The 17,536-nt window shown below is 68.5% G+C and carries 17 protein-coding genes; 4 read left to right on the top strand and 13 right to left on the bottom strand.

Annotated features, from left to right (window positions below):
* Positions 1-18: 18 nt before the first annotated feature.
* The 4 genes from KF892_23315 (at position 19) to sugE (ending at position 3,860) form a co-directional block, all read left to right on the top strand.
* On the top strand, positions 19-1,470 hold the full coding sequence (locus KF892_23315) for an undecaprenyl-phosphate glucose phosphotransferase (protein ID MBX3627958.1): 1,452 nt from the start codon (positions 19-21) through the stop codon (positions 1,468-1,470).
* Between the two features lie 59 nt (positions 1,471-1,529).
* Positions 1,530-2,849, top strand: coding sequence for a hypothetical protein (locus tag KF892_23310; GenBank protein ID MBX3627957.1), 1,320 nt, complete (start codon positions 1,530-1,532; stop codon positions 2,847-2,849).
* A gap of 74 nt (positions 2,850-2,923) precedes the next feature.
* A complete protein-coding gene (locus KF892_23305; protein MBX3627956.1) occupies positions 2,924-3,418 on the top strand; it encodes a PEP-CTERM sorting domain-containing protein in 495 nt (164 codons plus the stop codon).
* Positions 3,419-3,545: 127 nt separating this feature from the next.
* A complete protein-coding gene (gene sugE, locus KF892_23300; GenBank protein ID MBX3627955.1) occupies positions 3,546-3,860 on the top strand; it encodes a quaternary ammonium compound efflux SMR transporter SugE in 315 nt (104 codons plus the stop codon).
* Positions 3,861-3,863: 3 nt separating this feature from the next.
* Here sugE and KF892_23295 read toward each other — a convergent pair whose 3' ends face one another.
* From KF892_23295 to epsF, 13 genes are read right to left on the bottom strand one after another with little or no spacing between them, the layout of a single operon-like run.
* Positions 3,864-4,970, bottom strand: a complete 1,107-nt coding sequence (locus KF892_23295; protein MBX3627954.1) for an NDP-sugar synthase — start codon at positions 4,968-4,970, stop codon at positions 3,864-3,866.
* Positions 4,967-6,337, bottom strand: a complete 1,371-nt coding sequence (locus KF892_23290; GenBank protein ID MBX3627953.1) for a lipopolysaccharide biosynthesis protein — start codon at positions 6,335-6,337, stop codon at positions 4,967-4,969. The genes KF892_23295 and KF892_23290 overlap by 4 nt, the downstream gene beginning before the upstream one ends.
* Positions 6,334-7,092 carry a WecB/TagA/CpsF family glycosyltransferase gene (locus KF892_23285; protein MBX3627952.1) on the bottom strand — a complete coding sequence of 253 codons (759 nt, stop codon included), beginning with the start codon at positions 7,090-7,092 and terminating at the stop codon, positions 6,334-6,336. Before KF892_23285 ends, KF892_23290 begins: the two co-directional genes overlap by 4 nt.
* A gap of 10 nt (positions 7,093-7,102) precedes the next feature.
* Positions 7,103-7,978, bottom strand: coding sequence for a glycosyltransferase family 2 protein (locus KF892_23280; protein ID MBX3627951.1), 876 nt, complete (start codon positions 7,976-7,978; stop codon positions 7,103-7,105).
* A complete protein-coding gene (locus KF892_23275; protein MBX3627950.1) occupies positions 7,975-8,955 on the bottom strand; it encodes a polysaccharide pyruvyl transferase family protein in 981 nt (326 codons plus the stop codon). The genes KF892_23280 and KF892_23275 overlap by 4 nt, the downstream gene beginning before the upstream one ends.
* Positions 8,952-10,037 carry an acyltransferase gene (locus KF892_23270; GenBank protein MBX3627949.1) on the bottom strand — a complete coding sequence of 362 codons (1,086 nt, stop codon included), beginning with the start codon at positions 10,035-10,037 and terminating at the stop codon, positions 8,952-8,954. Before KF892_23270 ends, KF892_23275 begins: the two co-directional genes overlap by 4 nt.
* Positions 10,034-11,080 (bottom strand): glycoside hydrolase family 5 protein, encoded by a 1,047-nt coding sequence (locus KF892_23265; GenBank protein ID MBX3627948.1) that lies wholly within the window; start codon positions 11,078-11,080, stop codon positions 10,034-10,036. The genes KF892_23270 and KF892_23265 overlap by 4 nt, the downstream gene beginning before the upstream one ends.
* Positions 11,077-12,207 (bottom strand): glycosyltransferase family 4 protein, encoded by a 1,131-nt coding sequence (locus KF892_23260; protein MBX3627947.1) that lies wholly within the window; start codon positions 12,205-12,207, stop codon positions 11,077-11,079. Before KF892_23260 ends, KF892_23265 begins: the two co-directional genes overlap by 4 nt.
* An 18-nt stretch (positions 12,208-12,225) precedes the next feature.
* Positions 12,226-13,527, bottom strand: a complete 1,302-nt coding sequence (locus tag KF892_23255) for a polysaccharide polymerase (protein ID MBX3627946.1) — start codon at positions 13,525-13,527, stop codon at positions 12,226-12,228.
* An 11-nt stretch (positions 13,528-13,538) separates the two neighbouring features.
* Positions 13,539-14,225, bottom strand: coding sequence for an EpsI family protein (locus KF892_23250; GenBank protein ID MBX3627945.1), 687 nt, complete (start codon positions 14,223-14,225; stop codon positions 13,539-13,541).
* Between the two features lie 8 nt (positions 14,226-14,233).
* The gene (gene xrtB, locus KF892_23245) at positions 14,234-15,148 is read right to left on the bottom strand and encodes an exosortase B (protein MBX3627944.1); all 915 of its coding nucleotides are present in this window, start codon (positions 15,146-15,148) and stop codon (positions 14,234-14,236) included.
* Between the two features lie 14 nt (positions 15,149-15,162).
* Positions 15,163-16,077 (bottom strand): polysaccharide biosynthesis tyrosine autokinase, encoded by a 915-nt coding sequence (locus KF892_23240; GenBank protein ID MBX3627943.1) that lies wholly within the window; start codon positions 16,075-16,077, stop codon positions 15,163-15,165.
* A complete protein-coding gene (gene epsF, locus KF892_23235; protein MBX3627942.1) occupies positions 16,074-17,528 on the bottom strand; it encodes a chain length determinant protein EpsF in 1,455 nt (484 codons plus the stop codon). Before epsF ends, KF892_23240 begins: the two co-directional genes overlap by 4 nt.
* Between the last annotated feature and the right edge of the window lie 8 nt (positions 17,529-17,536).

Genomic DNA, 17,536 nt, shown 5'->3' with positions numbered 1-17,536 from the left:
GGAAGCTCCATGTCAGACATGCCGATCTTGGACCGAGCAGTTCAGCGTCCAACCGCAGGCGTGCAGCTGAAATCCGCCAAGGTGACCACGGCGCCGGTGCGCCTGTTTCCGGTGGCGCCACCGTCCATCAACACCTTCGTCGCCGCCGTGGCCGAGCCGCTGGCCACACTGCTCACGCTAGGGCTGGCCGCGATGTTCTTCGACGAGCCCATCGACCGCCCCGAGCTCATCCTCGGGATGCTGGTGCTGGTGCTGACCTTCCCCGGCGTCGACCGCTGCAAACAAGACCCATTCCGAGCGGGCGTCAACATCGTGAGCCACTGGATCGCCGTGCTGTCGATCCTCATGCTCTTCGGCTACGCGACCGACAGCTTCCATTTCTTCTCACGCGAGATGCTGCTGTGGTGGGCGGCTTTCACCCCGGCCATGCAATGGGTGCTGGTGACCGCGAGCTGCCGCTGGCTGCGCCGCGTGAGCGAGCGGCCCGAGTACCGGCGCCGTGCGGTGGTGGTGGGCGCCGGCGAGAACGGCGTGCGCATCGCGCAGGCGCTCGACGCCTACACCGGCTGCGTGCACGAGATGGTCGGCTACTTCGACGACCGCGGCCACGACCGTGTGCACGACCACGCCGCGGGCAAGCTGCTTGGCCGGGTGGAAGACGTGGTCGAGCACGTGAAGCGCCACGGCATCCACAACGTCTACATCACCCTGCCGCTCGTGGCCCAGCCGCGCGTGATGGAGCTCATCAGCCGCCTGCAGGACACCACGACCTCGGTGCACTACGTGCCCGACTTCGCCGGCGTCAACGTGATCCAGGGCCAGCTGCAGGACGTGGAAGGCATTCCGGTGGTGAGCCTGCTCGAGTCGCCCATCACGGGCACCAACCACCTGGTCAAGCGCGTGACCGACATCGTGCTCTCGTCGATCATCCTCGTGCTCATCTCGCCCGTGCTGCTGGCAGTAGCGATCGGCGTGAAGATGAGTTCGCCCGGGCCGATCATCTTCAAGCAGCGGCGCACCGGCCTCGACGGCAAGGAGATCCTGGTCTTCAAGTTCCGCTCGATGCGCACGCAGGACAACGGCCCCGTGGTGCGCCAGGCCACCAAGAACGACCCGCGCATCACGCCCTTCGGCGCCTTCATCCGCAAGACCTCGCTCGACGAGCTGCCGCAGCTCTTCAACGTGCTGCTGGGCACCATGAGCCTCGTGGGCCCGCGCCCGCACGCGGTGGCCCACAACGAGGAATACCGCAAGCTCGTGCAGGCCTACATGCTGCGCCACAAGGTGCGCCCCGGCATCACCGGCTGGGCCCAGGTCAACGGCTTCCGTGGCGAGACCGACACCGTCGAGAAGATGGCCGCGCGCGTGCAGTACGACCTCGAGTACCTGCGCAACTGGTCGCTCGCCCTCGACCTCAAGATCATCGCGCGCACGGTGCGCGTGCTGTTCTTCGATCGCAACGCCTATTGAGGACACGCCACGCCGATCGATCTCGATCCCTCCACCCACCACTGCTGCTGCCCACAAACATGAGAACCGCCACCCTGCCCCTGCTGATGGGCTTGATCAGTGCCGTTGCCAGCACCGCGGGCCACGCCCAGGACACCGCCACCAACCCGTCGGTCACGCCGTCGACCCCCGTCCCCACCACGCCCAACACCGTGCCGCCGGCACCGCCCGGTGGCGCAGCTGGCGGCAGCCCGACGGAAGAACCCTCGCCCTTCATCTTCGGCATCCGCCAGGGCCTCACCGGCGAGAGCAACCTCTTCCGCGCCCCGGCCGGCAGCCCGCTCGAGCGGCGTGACCGCATCTGGAGCAGCGGCGTGCACCTCGGGCTCGACAAATCGCTCGGGCGCCAGCACTTCTTCGCCGACCTGCAGGCGAATGCGAACCGCTACAACAAGAACGAGCACATGAACAACACCGACTACAACGCCAACGCGCGTTGGGACTGGGAGACGGTCGGTCGATTGTCGGGCATCCTGAGCGCGCAGCAGCGCCAGAGCCTCTACCGCGACACCCTCAACGGCACGCTCTCGCTCGAGCGCAACCAGGTGCGCAGCACCGCGCTCGGCTTCCAGGCGCGGCTGGGGCTCGTCACGCTGTGGTCCTTCGAAGCCGGCGTGACCGCGAGCGAGAACGACTACCGCGGCGTCGACGTCGACGACCGCGACATGCGCCAGACCTCCGTCAACGCCGGTGTGCGCTACCGCCCGAGCAGCGCGCTCACCACCCGCGTGGGCGTGCGGCGCAGCGAAGGCAAGTACCCTGGCATCGCCCCGACCCCCGACGAGTTCACCCGCGACGACGTCGACTTCATCACCAACTGGAACGCGAGCGGTGCCAGCGTCTTCAACTCGCGCGTGAGCGCCACGCACGAGAAGCACAGCTCGCAAGGCCCGCGCAACAGCCGCGGCTGGACGGGCGCGCTGGGCTGGGTGTGGCGCCCGACCGGCAAGCTCACCACCGACCTCGACCTCACCCACGACCGCAGCGTGGGCCAGGCCGACTTCGACTCCACCCTCACCGGCGGCGAGACCAGCGACAGCCGCGCGTCCGACATCGCCTCGCTCGCCGTCACCTGGGCCGCCACCGCCAAGATCTCGTTCACCCCGCGCGCGAGCTACGCCCGCCGCAAGCTCGACAACAGCTTCGCCAACGGCGGCATCGCCACCGCCACCGGCACCGACACCACCGTGATCGGCGGGCTGTCGATGACCTACACGCCCTTCGACGCGCTCTCGCTCGTGTGCCAGGTGACGCATGAGCGGCGCACCACGGACTCCGCCCTCAGCACGGCCTACAAGGCGACGGTGGCCGGCTGCAACGCCGAGTTCGCCATCCGGTGACGGGAGCGCAGATTGCCCAAAGGCTGCGGGCGTCTCCAGCCGCCCCCGAACAGCCGACACCCACAGGAGTACCCATGAACAAGAAACTCACCGCCTGCATCGCCACCGCCCTCTTGTCGTTGGGCAGCCTCGGCACCGCACACGCGGCGCTGAACAGCTGCGACGACCCCTTGAAGAGCGGCCTCGGCCAACGTTTCTGCTTCGAGAAATTCGAAGACCTCGCCTCGGGCTTCTACACCGTGAGCTTCGAATACCAGGCGGAAAAGTTTGCCGGTAACGCCGACAAGACCCTCAGCTTCGGCTTTCTTTTCGACACCCTCGAAGGCCCGTCGACCCGCGGCCTGCTGAGCGACGTGACCACCTCGCCGGGCTGGAACACCTACTCCTTCACCACCGAAGCCGGCGGCATGGGCGGCCTGCTCTTCGCACTGCGCGGCGTGCCCGGCCCCAACTTCGGCATGCAGCTGCAGAACGTGCAGGTGACGCCCGTCCCCGAGCCCGGCACCTACGCCATGCTGCTGGCCGGCCTGGGCGCACTGGCCTTCGTGGGGCGCCGCCGCAAGCTCTGAATTCCCCACGCGACCCGGCCACCGCGGTGGCCGCCTAAACTCCGGTGCGCCGGCAGAGACGACTCTGCCGGCGCTTTTCTTTTGTCACCGGGGACGACCCCATTCACATGAGGAAAGGGTCGTCATCATGGCCTGGGTCATTCTCTTCATCGCCGGCCTCTTCGAGGTCGCCTGGGCCATCGGGCTCAAGTACACCGACGGGTTCTCGCGGCTGTGGCCGAGCGTGGGCACGGTGGCCGCGATGGTCGCCAGCGTCGTACTGCTCGGCTGGGCGATGCGCACGTTGCCCGTGGGCACCGCCTACGCGGTGTGGACGGGGATCGGTGCGGTGGGCACAGTCGCGCTGGGCATCGTGCTGTTTCAGGAGCCGGCCACGGCAGCGCGGCTGGGCTGCGTGGCGTTGATCGTGGCGGGGATCGTGGGCCTGAAGATCACCGCCTGACGATCAGCTGGCGCACCCGTCGCCGCGGGCGTCGCCCCAGCGGCGATGGGTTTCGTCGTCGCTGATGTAGTTCGTCGTCCCACGGCGGTCCACGCAGTATTGCGGCGAGACGATCATTTCTTCGAACACCTGCTCCGACGAGATGCGGGTGTATTCGAAGAGCACGCTGCGTTTGACCTCGCACCCGCGCTTCAAGTGGCTGCCGGTACCGATCCAGGTGGGGCCTTCGATCTTCACGCCCGGCTCCACGCACACGCTGGAGCCGATGTACACCGGCCCTGTGATCTGCACCTTCTCCCAGGGAATGCGCGTGTTCAAGCCCACCCACACGCCAGGCCGCACTTCCTTGCCGGGCATCTCCATCTCGGCCACCTCGCCCATCAGCACGCGCTGCAGCACGCTCCAGTAGTCGCTCACGCGGCCGATGTCGATCCAGTTGAAGAAGCGGTTCTGCACGTAGAAGGGCAGGCCCTTGGCCGCCATCAGCGGGAAGAGGTCGCTGCCGATGTCGAAGCTCTTGCCGCTCGGCACGAGCTCGAGCACTGCGGGCTCGAAGATGTAGATGCCGGTGGAGGCGAGCGTGCTCTTGGCCGCCTCGGGGGTGGGCTTCTCCTGGAACTCGAGCACGCGGCCCGTCGGGTCGGCGCTCACGATGCCGTAGTTCTGCACCTCCTCGCGCTTCACATCGAGGCCGACCACGCTGGCCAAGGCACCCTTCTGCTTGTGCTCGAAGAGCGCGGCATTGATGTCCAGGTCGACCAGCGCATCGCCGCACAGCACGAGCGTGGTCTCGTCGAAGAAGCCCGAGAAGTCCTGGATCTTCTTCATGCCGCCGGCCGAACCCATGGGTTTGGGCACCACCTCGCCGTGCTCGCGCACACCTTCATACGAGTAGCCGATCTGCACGCCCCAGCGGCTGCCGTCACCGAAGTGGTTCTCGATCTTCCAGTGGTTGAAGGCCACGTTGATCATGATTTCCTTGATGCCGTAGCGCGCCAGATGCTCGATGAGGTACTCGAGCACCGGCTTGCCGAGGATGGGCACCATCGGCTTGGGCATGTTCTTGGTGAGCGGGCGCACGCGGGTCCCTTGGCCCGCGGCGAGGATCATTGCTTTTGCCATGAGGTGAGAAATTCCTTTTGAGAGGTCAACAAGGTCTGCATGCGTTCGGGGTCGAAGCCGGCGTGGGGCAGGCCCCACAGCAGCGCCGCCACCGTCACCGTGCCCAGCGTGGCGGGCAGCGTGGTGCGCATGAACGAGAGGCTGGAAATCGACAGCTGCCGGTGCACCGCAATCTGCATCAGCACGCAGCCGGCCACGCTGCCGAGCGCCACGCCGGCCGCGATGCCTTGCATGCCCCAGCGCGACAAGGCCGCGGCCAGCACCGCGGTGATCACGAGCTGCACCGTCGACAGCTTGAGCACCCGGGCGCTCTGGCGAGTGGCAAACGAGAGGTTCTGCCCCAGCCAGAAGGCCGACTGCGCCACATAGGCCACCGACAGCCAGCCAAAGAGCGACGCCGCCTCGCGCCAGCGTTCGCCGAACGCCAGCACCACCAGCGGCTCGGCCATGAGCGACACGAGCGCATACATCGGCGCCAGCAGCAGCAGCGTCCAGCCGAGCATGCGGCGATAGGCCTGCGCCAGCGCCGCCGGGTCGCCCTGGCGTTGCACGAAGAGGCTCACGCCCACGCGGCTGAGCGACGAGGCCACGACGAGGTAGGCGGCCGACAGCACGCGCTTGGCGAGGTTGTAGAGGCCGGTCGCGGCCGGGCCGAGCAGCACGCTCACGAGCGCTGCGTCGCCATTGCTGTTGGCGTAGTTGACGCACGCATTGAGGCCGATGCGGCGTGTCTCGGCGCGGTGCTCGCGCAAGAGTTCGGCTGACCAGTGCCATCGAGGCCGCCAGTGCCGCCACTCGGCCATGAGCGCCACCGCCAGCGCCACCACGCCCATCACCACCTGCTGCGCCACGAGCGCCATCGCCCCTGCGCCTCGCGCGGCCAGCCACAGTGCCACCGCGCCACCCGCCGTCACCGAGCACAGCGAGCGGATCGCCATCACACTGAACTTGCCTTCGCGCAGCAGCCGGCCGTCATGCGCACGGCCCAGGCCGAAGAGCACCACCGAGAGGCTCATGCCCACCAGCACCAGCGTGAGATCAGGGGCACCGAAGAACTGCGCCATCGGCCAGGCCAACGCCACCATCACGCCCGCCACCAACAGCGAGACGATGGTGCAGACGGTAAAGAGCCAGTCGAAGAGCCGGTCGTCGGCCTGCGGCGCGCGCACCACCGGCATCGCCAGCGCATCGAGCAGCGACATGCGGGTGAAGAGCACCATCAGGTGCGCGATCGCCAAGAGGCCAAACTCGTGCGGCGTGAGCCAGCGCGCGAGGACGGCGAAGATGATGAACGACAGGACCTGTTGAACCAGGTTGTCCAGAATCGACCAAGCTGACTTCGAAGCCAGTTTCATGAGACCTCGAGTTTTGCCGAGCGGCAGATGCGGAAGAACTTGAAGGCATCCACCGTGTAGCGCTTCCACAGCCGCTTGGGCTCCTGAGTGAGCCGGAAGAACCATTCCAGGTGCAGCTTGCGCACCCACACCGGCGCGCGCACCGCGCGCTCGGCGAGGAAGTCGAACAAGGCGCCCACGCCGACGTAGAGCGCCGGCGGCAGCTGCTGCGCATGGTCGAGGATCCACTGCTCCTGCAGCGGGTTGCCGAGCGCCACCAGCACCACGTCGGGCTTGGCGCTGCGGATGCGCTCGCACACCAGCTCGTCTTCCACGCCATAGCCCGAGAGCGCACCCACCACCGTGTGGCCGAAGCGGCTTTCCACCGTGCGCGAGGCCTCACGCACCACGTCGGGCCGGGCGCCGAAGAGGAACACGCGCAGCGGCAGCGGGCTGCCCCCGAGCAGGCGGGGAATGAAGTCGGTGCCGTTGAGGTTCTCCCGGAAGCGCTTGCCATGCATCAGGCGCGCCGCAAGGTCCATGCCGATGCCGTCGTTGACGACGGTGATCGACGGGTCGTCGTTGAAGCGCTCGGCGAAGCCTTGGCAGGTGACGACGAAGTTGGTGTTGGCGAAGAAGAGCTCGGTGCGCCGGCCCAGCGCGAGCTGGCGGTAGATCTGGCTGGCCAGCGCCTGCGCGCCGAACGACTTCACGCGGAACGGCCCGATGCGCAAGGTCTCGGGCAGCTTCGGGCTGGGCAGGGTCGAGGGGGTCATCGAGCAGTCCTCAAGCGTGGTTGGACGATGGAAGGGCATTGCGGGGCACCTGGCCGCTGCGCCAGCCGCTCACGCGTGCGAGCAGGCTGTGCCACTTGAAGCGGGCCTGCGCACGCTGGCCGCTGCACAGGGCGAGCAGCGACCCGGCGAGCGTGCGGCCGCACACCCACGGGAAGTACCAGCCAGGGAAGCCGCCGCGGCGGATCACGCGGCCGAAGCCGGCTTCGTAGCGGCGCTGGCGGGCGATGGCGGCGTCGCCGTAGTCGGCGGTCTTCACCGGGTGGTGCAGCACGAGATCGCGGTCGAACTCCACACGCCCCCCGGCCTTCAGGCCGCGCAGCATGAATTCGGTTTCTTCACCGGCGCCCCAGGGCGTGCCGGCGCCCACGCCGAGGTCTTCGTCGAACTCGCCGATGCGCTCCACCAGGCGGCGGCGCAGGAAGATGCTGAACGAGATGGCCCCGCGCCACACCGAGAAGCGGTTGAGCATCTGCGTGCGCGGCAGCCAGCGGCCTTCGGAGCGGCCCTCGCCGTCGACGAAGCGGCCTGTCAGGCCATCGAGCGAGGGCTCGGCCTGCAGGCGCCCGGCCACGTAAGACAGCAGCCCATCGGGGTACCAGCAGTCGTCGTCGGGGAAGGCGATCACATCGCCCGTGGCATAGCGCAGGCCCACATTGCGGGCGCGCGAAAGACCGGGCGCACTGCGGTAGCGCAGGATGCGGAAGTGCTTCCGGTATTGCTCGATCAGCGGCGCGAGCCGCTCGTCGGGGTTCTGGTCGACGATGAGCAGCTCGAAGTCGCGGTGGTCCTGGCGCTGCAGCGAGGCGAGGAAGTCGCCCACCTCGTCGCGGCGCCCGAGCGTGCCCATGATGAGCGAGAACTTCATGCACCGGCCCCCTGCACCACGAGGCCGGCCGCCGGGCTGTGGTTCACGGCCGGCGTGCGCTCGAAGCTGATCTGCGGCAGGTGGCTCAGCCATGCGTCGTAGACCGCGCCGATCTTTCCGTAGGAGTTGTCGAGGTAGGTCACCTCGCAGCCCATCAGCGCCGCGGCCACGCCGGCGTGCAGGCGGTTGGTGCGCACCGAGATCAGCTGGCCGAAGAAGCGCAGGAAGTCGCGCGTGACGAGATCCGACTCGGCGCGCAGCCGGAACTTCGAGCCATAGAGGTTCGACATGTCCCAGCGCGGGTCGCCCGGCAGCGCGGCGATGGCCTCGGCATCGACGCGGATCACGTCGAGCCGCAGGTGGGCCGGCGGCGCACGCCGCAGCAGCGCCAGGCGCCAGCGCAGGTAGGGCACGAGCCGGTCGTGGTGCGCCATGCGCGCCCAGAAGGCGGCGCCGCGGTACTGCTCGCAGTGCTTGAAAAGGCGCGGCACGTCGATGTAGAGCGCCATGTCGGGCGCGTACAGCACCTGCGCGCCAGTGCCCGTAGCCTGCACACGCGCGATCGAGGCCCGGTCGCGGCACACGAGCGTGAAGCGTTCGTCGAGCCGGGCCAGCAGCGCCTCATGGCCGCGGATGGTGTGCGGCATCACGATCGCCGACTCGACCCCCACCGCCAGGCAGCGCTCGAGGAATCGCGAGCAGCTCTCGTATTCGGGCACCAGGTTGCCGCCACCGGCGTAGATGAGCGTGTCGCCGCGGCGGATGTCGCGCACCCTCGCATAGGCGGGCGCGAGGCCCATGTCGTCGAAGAACTGCCAGCTGCCGGCCGCGATGAGCGCATCACCGGCATTGCCTTCGTTGGGCACGTAGAGCAGCCGCGACGGTCGCCGTGCCTGCAAGGATTGCAGGGCGTCACGAAGGCCGTCCCACGCATGCGGGTCGTTCACCAGCGGTGGCGTGTCGTGTGAAGTGGTCATGGGCGGGTCCGGTCGGGGGTGATGTGGGGCATGAGGCTTGGCTTTGCCGCGGGTTCGAGTCGCTTGAGCCAGGCGGTGAGGCCACGCTTGGTGGCCGCGCACGCCGGGCGTTCGACGAACTTGCTGAAGACGCCGCAGGCGAGCACGGCCACCACCACGCACAGGGTGGAGAGCAATCCGCCCTCCCGCATGAGGCCGGCCTTCACGAAGACGTAGATGATCGGCACGTGCAGCAGGTAGATCGAGAAGCTCCAGTCGCCCAGCCACTGGAAGGGCTTGGCCATGAAGGCCATGTCGATCGGCGTGCGGTCGTGCGAGAAGGCGAACACCACCAGCCCCGCGATGAGTGCCGGCGCCAGGTCGTGCCAGTACTTCTCGGGCAGGTGGATCACCTCCAGCATGAAGATGCCGAGCGCGCCCAGCAGCAGCACCTGCAGCACGGTGAGCGCGCGGGTGCTGATGGGCACGGTGCGCAGCCAGTGGTGCAGGCCGCCCAGCATGGAGCCGAGCAGGAAGTAATGCAGCTTCGAGATCGCGAAGGTGCCGGGCACCTTGTCGCGCGTGCAGATGGCGGCCACCGCCAGCACCATCACGATCACGAGCGCCAGCGTGCGGCCCGACTGCGCCCGCTTGAGCGCCCACCAGAAGCCGATGAAGAGCGCATAGAACTGCACCTCGGGCGGGATGCTCCAGAACACGCTCACGTTGCCCGAGAAGAGGATGTGCCGCAGGAAGTTGTGCGTGCCGATGGCATACGGGAACTTCGGGTCGACGAGCGTGTAGATGAAGAACGAGGCCAGCACCACCATCAGGTAGGGCGGCGCGATGCGCGAGAAGCGGGCGATGGCGTAGCGCGACACCTCGTGCCAGTTGGCCGGCTTGGTGAGGTAGAGGTAGCCCATCAGGAAGCCCGACAGCGTGAAGAACACCATCACGCCGAGCGAGCCCTCGTGGATGGGGCCGAAGTGCAGGCCGGCCTGTTCCGGGAGGTGGGAGACGACGACGAGCAAGGCTGCGATCCCACGGATCGCGTTCAGCGAAAGAATCTGAGAAGACGGTGGATGTGCAGGGTTCGGATTCATGGTTTCCATTCCTCTCGCAACAAGGCGAGCTGGGGCCGCTCGGGCTGGCCGGGGATCGGGTGGATGCCGAAGGGGTACTTCGGCCCCCACCAGCCGCCAGCGGCCCAATAGGCCCAGCCGGCCCAGGCGGGGTCGCGCATCGATTCGAGAAGCGCCTTCAGCGTGTCGAGACACTCGGGCGTCGGGGCGACGCCGAATTCGCCGAGGAACATGCGGTGGCCGTTGGCGCGCGCCCAGTCGGTCACGCGGCCCATGAGCTTTCGCATGCGCTCGGGCGCCATGCAGTCGCCCTTCATGCCGGAGTGATCCTTGTCGGCGTACTGGTGCACTTCGAGCACGCTGCGCTTGAGCGGGTCGCGCAAGCCGGCGAAGGCGTCGGCGTTGGAGAGGCCCTGCCACTTCACCGACCAGTCGTGCGCGCCGCTCCAGCCCGCCCCCGAGACGAAGAGCAGGTGCTGCGAGCCGGCCTCGCGCAGGGCCGTCACCGTGTTTTGCGCAGCCCGTGCCCAGCCGCCGCGCGCCGTGGCGTGCGCCGGCTCGTTCATCAACCCGAAGGCCACGAAGCCGGGCTCGGGGAAAGCCTCGCGCAGGCGCAGCCAGACGTCGGTGAACCGCTCGATCGGCACCTCGGGCGAGCCGAGCTTCTGCTTGGCGTACTGGCCGAAGTTGTGCAGGTCGAGGATCACGCACATGTCGAGGGCGCTCGCCATCTCGACCACCTTGCGCAGCACCTTGACCTCCATCTCGTCGAGCGGCCCGCCGAGCGTGCGCTGCACGCGCTCCCAGCGGAACGGCAGGCGGATCACGTTGGCGCCCTGCTCGGCGAAGTACTTCAGGTCCTTGTCGGTCGGGTAGGTGTAGTCCTTGAACACCTGGCCCGGCATCTTGTTGGTGTTGAACTCGGCGCCGGCCATGTTCACGCCGCGCAGCGGCTTGCCGGAGAGGCAGGCGCCGGACGAGGACGCAGACGGCGCCGCCGCGGCCACGGTGGCGGCCAGGCCCAGGGCCAGACCCAAGAACGGCGTGGCCAGCAGCCGCTTCATGCCGCCAGCCTCGATTCCTGCACCGCGCGCTCGTATTCCTCGACGTAGGCGCCGACCACGTTGCGCCAGCTGTAGCGCTGCACCACCTTCTGCGCCTGCGCGCGAAGTGCGCTATGGCTCACCGCCACGCGGCGGTGCAGCGCCTGCACGGCCTGCGTGGCTTCGGCGGTGTCGTCGGGCACGATCAGCGGCACCATCGTCTCGTCGGCCAGGCGCTCGAAGGGCGGGATCGCGCTCAGGATGGGCACGAGCCCCGCGCTCATGGCCTCGATGGCCGCGAGGCCGAAGCCCTCGTGGCGCGACAGGCACACGCCGTAGCTCGCCTGCCCGATGGCGGTGCGCAGCGTGTCGTTGTCGGGGTTGGGCAGCAGCACCACGGCGTTGGTCACACCGGCCGCTTCGACCATCTGCGCGAGCGTGTGGCGGTTGATGTCGTCGTATTCGCGGCCGGCGATGATGAGGCGCCAGCCCGGGTCGGCGGCGCGCAGCGAGGCGAGCAGTGCGAGCGTGCGGTCGAGGCCTTTGTGCGCCGTCCAGCGACCCACGTAGATCATGGTCTGCGTGAGCGTGGACGAGGCAGCGTTGGCGAACTTGTCGATGTCGACGCCGTTCTCGATCACGCGGATGCGCTCTTCGGGCACGACCTGCTTGAACATCTCGCCGTCGTTCGCGGAGCTCGCGAGGATGCGGTGGTAGCCGCGTGCGGTGCAGCGCGTGACGCTGTGGAAGAAGATCTTCTTCGCCCGCTGCGCGAAGCTCGTGTGGAAGAAGCCGCCGTGCGTGCACGCCACCAGCGGCTTCTTGTGCACGAAGCGCGTGAGCGAGAGGTAGTCAAAGGCGAAGTCGATGCCGTGCACGTGCACCACGTCGGCATCGGTCACCTCGCGCAGCACACCCGGGAACAGCGGGTAGCGCTCCGAGCCGCTGTACGACATGCGGTGCACCGGAATGCCTTCGATCACCTCGTCGGTGGGCAGCACCTCAGGCTGGCGGAACACACGGTCGAGCGTGACGATGCGCGGCGACTGGCCGTGCAGGTCGCGCTGGGTGCGGGCGATGTTGAAGACCACGTCTTCCATGCCACCGCGCGAGGGCAAATACTGGCGCACCACGTGCACCACCTTCAAAGCCATGTCTGTCCTCCGCTAGGGAATTCGTAGGTCAAGTTCGGTCTCCTGCTCGGCCGCGGGCTTGCGCATCGACAGCGCCCCGAGCGCGAACCACATGACGCCCGCCGTCTTGAGCGCGAAGAGCGAGGTGCCGCTCACGCACAGGATCAAGGTCATGTAGGCCGACATGAAGGTGCGAAAGCGCCGCGCGGTCTCGTCGTGCAGCGGCAGCGCGTAGAAGCACACCCACATCAGCCCGGCGCCCAGCAAGCTGAAGCGGCTGAAGACGTAGGCGTAGCCCATGTCGCCGAAGTTGGTGGCGAAGTCGCGCAGGCCGAGCAGGCTCAGGTGGTCGAAGCCGAGCAGGAACTGGCCGCTCACCGTCATGCGGCCGACGAGGTTGTCGCCCGCGCCGGGCAGGTAGGTCGCGAGCACGAGCAGCGCCATCGCGCCGAGCGCGGGGAAGACGATGCCCAAGAGGTGCGCGCGGCCGTGCAGCACCAGGCGCAGCAGCACCATGAGGCCGGTCATGTAGAAGCCGAAGCGCGAGTCGGCGAGCACGATGCACACGAGCGCCGCGCCCACGAACCATGCAGACGTGCGCCACTGCGCGCCCGGCTTCGCGAGGCCCCACCCGAGCAGGATCACCGCGAAGTTGCCGAGCGACACCGGCTCCAGGAACACCGACGACACCCGCTGCGCGCCCAGCACCTGCGGCAGCAGGGTGCGCCCGATGCCTTCGGGCCGCATGCCGTTCAGCGTGACAGCCTGGCCGCTCACCTGCGCCGAGGCGGAGTTGATGCCGCCCAGGCTCACGTAATAGCTGAAGGTGTTGAAGAGGCTGTTGTAGAGGTTGGGGATCACCGCCTGCACCAGGCCGATGAACACCACCACCGCGGCGATGGCCAGCAGCGGCCGGTCGAGCGAGCGGCCGTTCTGGCCGAAGCTGCGCCCGGCCCAGAAGAAGACGAGCGGGATCATCAGGTCGCGCGCCGCCTTGGCATCGAAATAGCCGCCGCGCAGCAGCGCGAAGAGCCCGCAGGCGCCCAGCAGCACGAACACGGTGATGAGCGAGCGCAGCGACAGGCGCGCCAGCAGCAGTGGCACGCAGGCGATGTAGATCACCATCTCGGCCATCGCCACGCGTGCCACCGACACGCTGATGCCCTTGTTGTGCAGCAGGCACAGCAGCCAGTGGTGCATCACCACTGCGAGCAGCAGGAAGCCGGCGTAGACGGTGGAGTCGCTGACGCCGGCGCCCGGCAGGCTGCCGGGTGGGTGATCCACGGGGCGCGCCCAGGCGCTCGGCGCGGCGTGATCGGTCCAGGTGGCGGCCATGCGTCGTTCCCTCAGGCGCCGAAGTAGCGCGGGCGCACGGCCTGCGGCAGCGCCCGTGCGAGGTCTTGCAGGAAACGGTCTTGCGTGGCGTAAGACGCGGGCGACACCTCGGCCCCTGGCTTCACGAGCGTCGACACCCGCACCAGCATGCCGTCGGCCACCTCGCCGTCGAGGCCGTGGCGCAGCTGCTCCAGCTTCCGGCCCACGCCGGGCAGCGTGGCTTCTTCGGCGAGCGTCACCCAATAGCTGATGGGCTCCACGCGGGGCCCCAGCCGCCCCACGAGGCGCTGCACCGTCACCTGCCCGGCCGGCAGGGCGACCTGGCCGAGGCCGGCACCGCGCACGTCGAAGCCCTGGGCGCCGTAGCAGAACTCGGGGCGGTGCACCGCGGTTGCTTCGGAGCTCTGGTCGCGGCCGTAGGCGATGGTGAGCATCACCCGCTCGCCTTGCTCGTTGACGTAGGTGCGGGCGAGCGTCTGGTCGTACAGCGAATCGAGGCGCTGCTGCAGCGAGGGGTCGGGCAGCACCGGGGCGGTGTCGGGGTCGATGCGCCAGCCGGAGAACTCGTCGGGCACCTGCGCCTTGAGGTCGATCGCCGGCAGGCGGTCGGCCATCAGGCGGATGGGCTTCAGGCCCTGGGCGAGGCCGACGGCGATGAGCATCGCGGCGAGCAGCCAGACCGCCCGAAGCAGTGGCATCCGTTGTCTCATGACCGCCCCTCGGCGCGCGGCCGGCGGATGAACGCCTCGGCCACGATCATCATCAGCACCGCCGCGACGAAGAGCACGATGCCCGAGAAGTCATGCGCGAAGCCCTGGCCCGCGGCATCGCCGAAGTGGTAGGTGACGAGCACCAGCACCATCACCCGCACCACGTTGGCCACGAACGAGATGGGCAGGATCGCGAGCGCCAGCGCCGCATCGCGCGCCGGCGTGCTGCGCGGGCGCATGCTCATCCACAGGAAGCCCAGCGCTTCGAGCGTGAACATCGAGTTGAGGCCGGCGCAGGCGTCGGCCACCAGCAGCTGGTACTGGCCGATCACGAGCACCACGCCCATGCGGCCGACCGGGTAGCCCACGAGATGCAGCAGCCACTCGGCGCAGGCCGAGACGGCCACCTTGAGCGGCATGGTCACCGTCTGCACGAAGATGCCCGGCAGCGGCACGGTGAAGGCCATGAAGGCGAGCGGCAAGGCCATCAGCCGCACGCCGGCCAGGCCCTTGAAGCACAGCAGCAGCGCGGTGAGCACGCCGATCTGCGACGCGGCTTCGAGGCCGAGAATGCCTTGCGAGTGGCCCAGCACATAGGCCGCGAGCGAGAGCACGAGCAAGGGCATGCCGAGCCAGCGGTTGGGCGTGTCGGGGAGTGCTGCAAGCTGCTGGCGGCGCTGCCACGCCATCCACGCACACAGCGCGAGGATCAGCGGGCCGTGGCCTTGCTCGGCGGTCGACCACACCTGGTCGATGAGGCGCAGTGCGGTCGGCACATACATCGCGAGCAGCCCGACGAGCAGCACCGCCGCGATGGCGCGGCTCGCCGTGCGCACCGAGACTTCGGGCGGCTCTTCCCAAGTGGTGGTGAGCGACCCGGGGTGATGGGGAACGTGGCCAATCGACGACATGGCGCGCAGCGGGATCAGTATTCGTTGATCACCACGCCGGCGAGCTGTGCCGGGCTGTCCTTCAAGCGGCTGACGAGCTGGTGCAAGGCACCCAGGCGGCTCTGGTGGCGGCGCGCCACCACGAGGGCCGCACCACAGCGCGCCGCGATCACGCCGGCATCGGAGCCGCGCTGCGAGGCCGGCGTGTCGACGATCACGTGGTCGAACTTGCCCAGCAGCTCCGACAGGAGCCGGCTGAACGCGGGCCGCTCCACCAGCTCGAGCGGGTTGGGCGGTGCCACGCCCACGGGCAGCACGAAGAGCGTGTTGAGGTCGGCGATCTGGTGGATCACGTTCGACTGCACACGCCCGCTCAGCACGCCCGAAAGCCCCGCCTTCTCGTCGATGGAGAAGAGCTGGTGGATGCGCGGGCCGCGCAGGTTGGCGTCGATCAAGAGCGTGCGACCGCCGAGCTGCGCCATGGCGATGGCGAGATTGGCGGCGAAGAAGGTCTTGCCGTCGCCCTTCTCGGGGCTCACGATGGCCAGCGCCCGCGGTGCGGTGCCGGGCATGAACATGCGCATCATCAGCTGGCTGCGCAGCGCCCGGAAGGCCTCGGCCTGGTCGCTGAAGGGCTGCATGGCCGCCACCAGCTCGCCCGACAGGTCGCGCCGGGTGTGCGGCGCATACGGGTAGTGGAACTGCTGCGACAGCGCGTACAGCACGTCGTCTTCGGTGATGAGCTTGAGCGCGACGGCCGCCTCGCCGAAGCGGATGCCCTTGCAGCGCTGGTACTCGAGCACCTTGTCGATCTGCCCGGCAGGCAGGCGCTTGGTCTCGGTGAGGATGCCGCCGATGGGCCGGTCGGTGACGACCACGTCGGCCTCGGCACCCCAGATCGACTCGGAGGCGTCGAAACGCGGCTCCTCGGTGCGTGCTTCGATTCTCATGCTTGCTTCCCTCCCACGGCGGCCGCGGCTTCACGCTGCCGCGCCCGCGGCAGCCGCGCCATCACCTGCTGCGGCAGCACCAGACGCTGGCGGCCGAGCAGGGGCTTCTTCATCGGGCCGGGCACATGGCCCAGCACCGGCAGGCCGAGCACCTGCACCGCGTCGTGCACGCTGCGCAGACGCCGGTCGCGCAGCTCGCGCAGCAGCGCAAAGGCCACCGCGAACATCAGGCCGACGAACACGCCGAGCAGCGAGTTCAACGCCAGGTTGGGCGAAGCCGGCCGGCTGGGCGGCGTGGCCGCGGCCAGGAGCGCGGTGTTGGTGAGCTTGGTCTGGCTTTCGAGGCTGCTCTGCGTGAGGCGGGCGGCCACCGCGTCATAGGCGCGCTGGGCGCTTTCCACGTCGCGCTGCAGCACCATCGCCTCGTCGCGCTGCGCCTTCATCTGCTGCACGCGTGCACGCTGGGCCGCGAGCTCGCTGCGCAGCTGGCCTTCGCGAGACTGGTTGATGCTGTTGTCAGTGGAGACGCTGCCGGTCACACGCCGGCTTTCTTCGGCGATGCGGGCACGCAGCTCGCTGATGTTGGCCTTCGCCTCGATCACCGCGGGGTGCGCGTCACCCATGCGCACGCTCATCTCCTTGAACTTCGCTTCGGCGCGGCTCAGGTCGGAGCGCAGGCCCTGCACCACCGGGTTGTTGATGACGTCGCCGAGCGTGGACGAGTTCTTCGCCTGCGCGGCGCGGCTCGACGACTCGGCGGTGATGGCCTGCACGGCCACGAGCTGAGACGACAGCTCGTTGAGCCGCGCGGTCTCCACGTCGTAGCGCTCGTCGGTGGCGATGATCCCGTGCTGCTGCTGGTACTGCGACAGCTTGGCCTGCGCCTTCTCCAGCGCCTCGCGCAGCTCCTTCTGGCGGCTGTCGAAGAAGCTGCTGTATTGCTTGGCCGGGTCGACGCGGAGGTCGAGCGTGGTGTCGAGGTACGACTGCACGAAGGCGTTGGCCAGCGCCGCGCTGAACTTCGGGTCGCGCGAGGTGAAGCTCACGTTGATGACGCTGCTCTCGCGCGAGGGCTTCACGTCGAGGTCGGCCTGCAACGCCTCCGAGAGCCACACCTCGAAGCTGCCGTCGCCGTCGGTTGCGTCCATCCACTGCTGGCGCAGCTGTGGGCTTTCGGTGAGCTTGAGTTCGCGCACCACGCGCTGGGCCACGCGCGGGCTGGTGATGATGTCGGCCTGCGTGGAGATGTAGCTCATGGGCAGGCCGTTGGGCGAGACCTGCCCGGCGATCGGGTCGTTGGAGCGCATGTCGACCAGCACGGCCGCCGTCGCCTTGTACTTGGGCGGCAGCAGCATGCTCACGCCCACCACCAGGGCCACCATGACGAAGAAGGTGACCACCGCGGTGAGCCAGCGCGCTCGGAGAACGGCGAGGAACTGCGTGAAGTTCATGCGCGGCT

This window comes from Rhizobacter sp. (assembly GCA_019635355.1).
In the GTDB taxonomy this organism is placed as follows: Bacteria; Pseudomonadota; Gammaproteobacteria; order Burkholderiales; family Burkholderiaceae_C; genus Rhizobacter.
This window is presented reverse-complemented; position numbering and strand designations above follow the sequence as displayed.

What these genes read in the sequence shown, in the direction of transcription:
- KF892_23315 (MBX3627958.1), top strand. Translation starts at nt 19, where the DNA reads ATGCCGATCTTGGACCGAGCAGTTCAGCGTCCAACCGCAGGCGTGCAG.
- KF892_23310 (MBX3627957.1), top strand. Translation starts at nt 1,530, where the DNA reads ATGAGAACCGCCACCCTGCCCCTGCTGATGGGCTTGATCAGTGCCGTT.
- KF892_23305 (MBX3627956.1), top strand. Translation starts at nt 2,924, where the DNA reads ATGAACAAGAAACTCACCGCCTGCATCGCCACCGCCCTCTTGTCGTTG.
- sugE (MBX3627955.1), top strand. Translation starts at nt 3,546, where the DNA reads ATGGCCTGGGTCATTCTCTTCATCGCCGGCCTCTTCGAGGTCGCCTGG.
- KF892_23295 (MBX3627954.1), bottom strand. Translation starts at nt 4,970, where the DNA reads ATGATCCTCGCCGCGGGCCAAGGGACCCGCGTGCGCCCGCTCACCAAG.
- KF892_23290 (MBX3627953.1), bottom strand. Translation starts at nt 6,337, where the DNA reads ATGAAACTGGCTTCGAAGTCAGCTTGGTCGATTCTGGACAACCTGGTT.
- KF892_23285 (MBX3627952.1), bottom strand. Translation starts at nt 7,092, where the DNA reads ATGACCCCCTCGACCCTGCCCAGCCCGAAGCTGCCCGAGACCTTGCGC.
- KF892_23280 (MBX3627951.1), bottom strand. Translation starts at nt 7,978, where the DNA reads ATGAAGTTCTCGCTCATCATGGGCACGCTCGGGCGCCGCGACGAGGTG.
- KF892_23275 (MBX3627950.1), bottom strand. Translation starts at nt 8,955, where the DNA reads ATGACCACTTCACACGACACGCCACCGCTGGTGAACGACCCGCATGCG.
- KF892_23270 (MBX3627949.1), bottom strand. Translation starts at nt 10,037, where the DNA reads ATGAATCCGAACCCTGCACATCCACCGTCTTCTCAGATTCTTTCGCTG.
- KF892_23265 (MBX3627948.1), bottom strand. Translation starts at nt 11,080, where the DNA reads ATGAAGCGGCTGCTGGCCACGCCGTTCTTGGGTCTGGCCCTGGGCCTG.
- KF892_23255 (MBX3627946.1), bottom strand. Translation starts at nt 13,527, where the DNA reads ATGGCCGCCACCTGGACCGATCACGCCGCGCCGAGCGCCTGGGCGCGC.
- KF892_23250 (MBX3627945.1), bottom strand. Translation starts at nt 14,225, where the DNA reads ATGCCACTGCTTCGGGCGGTCTGGCTGCTCGCCGCGATGCTCATCGCC.
- xrtB (MBX3627944.1), bottom strand. Translation starts at nt 15,148, where the DNA reads ATGTCGTCGATTGGCCACGTTCCCCATCACCCCGGGTCGCTCACCACC.
- KF892_23240 (MBX3627943.1), bottom strand. Translation starts at nt 16,077, where the DNA reads ATGAGAATCGAAGCACGCACCGAGGAGCCGCGTTTCGACGCCTCCGAG.
- epsF (MBX3627942.1), bottom strand. Translation starts at nt 17,528, where the DNA reads ATGAACTTCACGCAGTTCCTCGCCGTTCTCCGAGCGCGCTGGCTCACC.